This window comes from Streptomyces sp. WAC05292 (genome assembly GCF_003949955.1).
In the GTDB taxonomy this organism is placed as follows: domain Bacteria; phylum Actinomycetota; class Actinomycetes; order Streptomycetales; family Streptomycetaceae; genus Streptomyces; species Streptomyces globosus.
In genome coordinates this window covers 1-4,322 of the sequence record NZ_RPSE01000471.1, presented here as the reverse complement: position 1 = coordinate 4,322, position 4,322 = coordinate 1, and the positions used below count along the sequence as shown (strand labels likewise).

Genomic DNA, 4,322 nt, shown 5'->3' with positions numbered 1-4,322 from the left:
GGGCGGGCGCGGGCGGGGCGGCGGGGTGACAATCGCTGCCATGCCAGCCGATCCGAGCCGCCCTCCGGCGGCCGTCCCGCCCGAGCGGTCCGCCCTCCGCGCCGCGCCCGCGCCCTCGCCCTCGCCCGCCTCCGCCGTCGCCTCCGCCGTCGCCTTCGCCGCCCCGGTCGCGGGGCTGCTGCTCGCCGCGGGGGGCGGGCGGCGGCTCGGCGGCCGCCCCAAGGCGCTGCTGCCGTACCGGGGGCGGCCGCTCGTCGAGAACGCCGTGCGGGTGCTGCGCGAGGGGGGCTGCGGTCCGGTGCACGTGGTGCTCGGCGCGTCGGCGGCCGACGTCCGCGAGCGGGCCGACCTTTCCGGCTGCGTCGTCGTCGACAACCCGGACTGGGCGGAGGGCATGGGCTCCTCGCTGCGGGCGGGCCTGGCCTCGCTCGCCGGTACGGGGGCCGGCGCGGCTCTGGTGTCGCTGGTGGACCAGCCCGGCATCGGGGCCGAGGCGGTGGCCCGGGTGCGGCGGGCGTACCGGTCGCCGGCCACCCTGGCAGCGGCCTCGTACGGCGGGGAGCGCGGGCACCCGGTGCTGTTCGGCGCGGACCGGTGGGCGGACATCGCGGCGACGGCCGAGGGGGACCGGGGCGCGCGGGTGCACCTGGTGCGCCACGCCGCCGAGCTGGTGCTGGTGGAGTGCGGGGATGTGGCGGAGGCCTACGACATCGACACGCCCGCCGACCTGGCGCGCCTGGCATGAGGGGCGGCGCTGCCGGGCAGGAGCGGGGCGGCGCGCGCCCGCGCGCGGCCCGCGCGGTGCGTGACCGGTGTGGCACTGAGGGCCACTGGCCTGGGTGGTCTGTCGACTCGGAGAATCTCGACATCAACAAACCATTGAACTTCCACCATAAGGAAATTACTATCCACTGGTCAGAAGCGCCCTGAACCCCCAGACGGCGCCGGCGACCGTACTCAGGAACTCTCCACCCCCGGCGGCACTGCGTGCCGCCCCACGCGAGCATTCCCCCGCGGCCGCAAGGCACCGCCGCTGAAGGAGTGACAGACATGTCCGCACCAGCGCCGTCGTCGCCGGCCCTTGTCGACGCCGAGCCGCTGCCCCGCCAGGACGAGGTCCTGACCGAGGCCGCCCTCACCTTCGTGGCCGAGCTCCACCGGCGGTTCACCCCCCGCCGGGACGAGCTCCTCGCCCGCCGCGCCGCGCGTCGCGCCGAGATCGCCCGCACCTCCCACCTCGACTTCCTCCCGGACACCGCACAGGTCCGCGAGGGCGAGTGGCAGGTCGCACCGGCCCCGGCCGCCCTGAACGACCGCCGTGTGGAGATCACCGGCCCCACCGACCGCAAGATGACCGTCAACGCGCTGAACTCGGGCGCCCGGGTCTGGCTCGCCGACTTCGAGGACGCCTCGGCGCCCACCTGGGAGAACGTGGTCCTCGGCCAGCTCAACCTCATCGACGCCTACGAGCGCCGCATCGACTTCACCGACCCGCGCACGGGCAAGTCGTACGCCCTGAAGCCGGCCGAGCAGCTCGCGACCGTCGTGATGCGGCCCCGCGGCTGGCACCTGGAGGAGCGCCACCTCACCGTCGACGGGCGGGCCGTGCCCGGCGCACTGGTGGACTTCGGCCTGTACTTCTTCCACAACGCGCAGCGCCTGATCGATCTCGGCAAGGGCCCCTACTTCTACCTGCCGAAGACGGAGTCCCACCTGGAGGCGCGCCTCTGGAACGACATCTTCGTCTTCGCCCAGGACTACGTCGGCATCCCGCAGGGCACCGTCCGCGCCACGGTCCTCATCGAGACCATCACGGCCGCGTACGAGATGGAGGAGATCCTCTACGAACTGCGCGACCACGCGGCCGGACTGAACGCGGGCCGCTGGGACTACCTGTTCTCCATCGTGAAGAACTTCCGCGACGGCGGGGAGAAGTTCGTCCTCCCCGACCGCAACGCGGTCACGATGACCGCCCCGTTCATGCGCGCGTACACCGAACTCCTGGTGCGCACCTGCCACAAGCGCGGCGCGCACGCCATCGGCGGCATGGCGGCGTTCATCCCCTCCCGCAAGGACGCCGAGGCCAACCGCATCGCGTTCGAGAAGGTCAAGGCCGACAAGGACCGCGAGGCGCACGACGGCTTCGACGGCTCCTGGGTCGCCCACCCCGACCTGGTCCCGATCGCCATGGCGTCGTTCGACGCGGTGCTCGGCGACAAGCCGAACCAGAAGGACCGGCTCCGCGAGGACGTGTCGGTGGCCCCCGGCGAGCTCATCGCGATCGACTCGCTGGACGCCAAGCCCACCTACGACGGCCTGCGCAACGCCGTCCAGGTCGGCATCCGCTACATCGAGGCCTGGCTGCGCGGCCTCGGCGCGGTCGGCATCTTCGGCCTGATGGAGGACGCGGCGACCGCGGAGATCTCGCGCTCGCAGGTCTGGCAGTGGATCAACGCGGGCGTCGTCTTCGAGAACGGCGAGCGCGCCACCGCCGAGCTGGCCCGCCGTGTCGCGGACCGCGAACTGGCCGCCATCCGGGAGGAGATCGGCGAGGAGGCGTTCACCGCAGGCCGCTGGCAGGAGGCGTACGACCTGTTCCTCCAGGTCTCCCTGGACGCGGACTACGCCGACTTCCTCACGCTTCCGGCGTACGACCGCCTCGTCGGCTGACCCCCGGGCGGCGACCGCCCGCCGCTCGCCGGCGCCCCGCAGGCGCCCCGCCCCCGGCCCGCAAGGAGCCCGGGGGCGGGGCGTTTTCCGTGCCCGGCCCGCAAGGAGCCCGGGGGCGGGGCGTTTTCCGTGCCCGCGCACGCGCCGGAACGACGCGCCGCGGCGGCGGGCACGCCCCGCGCACCGCGTCCCACGACCCGGCGGGGGTGCCGTCCACGCCCGCCGAGCACGCCCAGCCGTGAAGCGGAATGCCCGCAGCCGAACGACCGGTCGGTCGTTACGGCATCGTAATCTGCGGCTACCTAGCGGTAACAACACGGCCCGTGTCACCTTTCCGACTGCCACCGGCCGGCGGTTTCCCCCACGTCCCCAGCCATGCCCCGGAGTTCGCTCCGGCTCCCCGGCATGGCCTACCGCAGGAGTTCCGCCGTGATCGGATTCCGCAACGCCGGCACCACCGAGCCCCGCCGCCGGATGCGACGGCTGGCCGTCGCCGGCATGGCCCTGCCGCTCGCCGCAGGCGCACTGGCCGGAGGCACCGCCGGCACCGCGGCCGCCGCCCCGCAGGGCGGCCCCACCGCCGTCGTGACCATGGGCGACAGCTACATCTCCGGCGAGGCCGGGCGCTGGAAGGGCAACAGCCTCACCAACACCGGCAGCCGCATCGGCACCGACCGCGCCTGGGTCTCCGGTTCCGTATACGACCCCTCGAAGGTGTACGGCGCGACCGCGGGCGGCTGCCACCGCTCCGACTCCGCGGAAGGCCGCAGCGCGGGCCCGGTCGCCGATGTCGCCGTCAACCTGGCCTGCTCCGGGGCGACCACCGCGAACGTCTTCCGCGCGGCGAGCGGCGGCGTCCCCTACAAGGGCGAGGCGCCGCAGGCCGACCAGCTGGCGGCCGTAGCGGCGAGCCACGACGTCAAAATCATCGCCCTGTCCGTCGGCGGCAACGACCTCGGCTTCGCCGACATCATCCAGGAGTGCGCGTACGACTTCGTCATCTGGAACTCCTACTGCCACGACGACCAGCAGTACGGCGTGGACCAGAAGATCGACGGGGTCATGGCGAACGTCGGCAAGGCGGTCGACGAGATCCGCGCCGTCATGCGCGGCGCCGGCTACACCGACACCTCGTACCGCATCGTCCTCCAGTCCTACCCGTCGCCCATCCCGCGCGGCGCGGAGAACCGCTACACGCAGAGCGACTGGAGCCGGCTGAACACGGGCGGCTGCCCCTTCTGGAACCGGGACTCCGACTGGGCGCGGGACTCGCTGGTCCCGCAGATCGCGAACCGGCTGAAGACGGTGGCGACGCAGAAGAACGTCCAGTTCCTGGACCTCCGCGACATGCTCCAGGGCCGCGAGGTGTGCGCGAAGACCAGCAAGCACGTCACCTCCACCGCCCCGGCGTCGGCGAAGACGAGCGAGTGGGCACGCTGGATCGACAGCAGCGAGACGCAGGGCCTGGTCCAGGAGTCCATGCACCCCAACTACTTCGGCCAACTCGCCCTGGGCCGCTGCCTGTCCCTGGCCGGGGCCGCCATGGAACGCGGCGAGAACGCCCTCATCGTCGCAGCGTCGGTCGGCATCGGCCTGATCCCGATCGCCGCACCGGACTTCTACCACGCCTTCCCCAAGGACCTGCTCGTCGT

The 4,322-nt window shown here is 73.1% G+C and carries 3 protein-coding genes; all 3 read left to right on the top strand.

The window, feature by feature from the left end:
* The first annotated feature begins 40 nt into the window (after positions 1-40).
* Positions 41-745 (top strand): NTP transferase domain-containing protein, encoded by a 705-nt coding sequence (locus tag EF903_RS29420; protein ID WP_125548047.1) that lies wholly within the window; start codon positions 41-43, stop codon positions 743-745.
* A gap of 305 nt (positions 746-1,050) precedes the next feature.
* Positions 1,051-2,670, top strand: coding sequence for a malate synthase A (gene aceB / locus EF903_RS29415; protein WP_125548046.1), 1,620 nt, complete (start codon positions 1,051-1,053; stop codon positions 2,668-2,670).
* Positions 2,671-3,099: 429 nt separating this feature from the next.
* Positions 3,100-4,322: GDSL-type esterase/lipase family protein (locus tag EF903_RS29410; protein ID WP_260616090.1), on the top strand; the 1,223-nt coding region annotated here is incomplete at its 3' end.

Excerpts from the sequence above, each read along its gene's own strand:
- EF903_RS29420 (WP_125548047.1), top strand. The coding sequence starts at position 41 with ATGCCAGCCGATCCGAGCCGCCCTCCGGCGGCCGTCCCGCCCGAGCGG.
- aceB (WP_125548046.1), top strand. The coding sequence starts at position 1,051 with ATGTCCGCACCAGCGCCGTCGTCGCCGGCCCTTGTCGACGCCGAGCCG.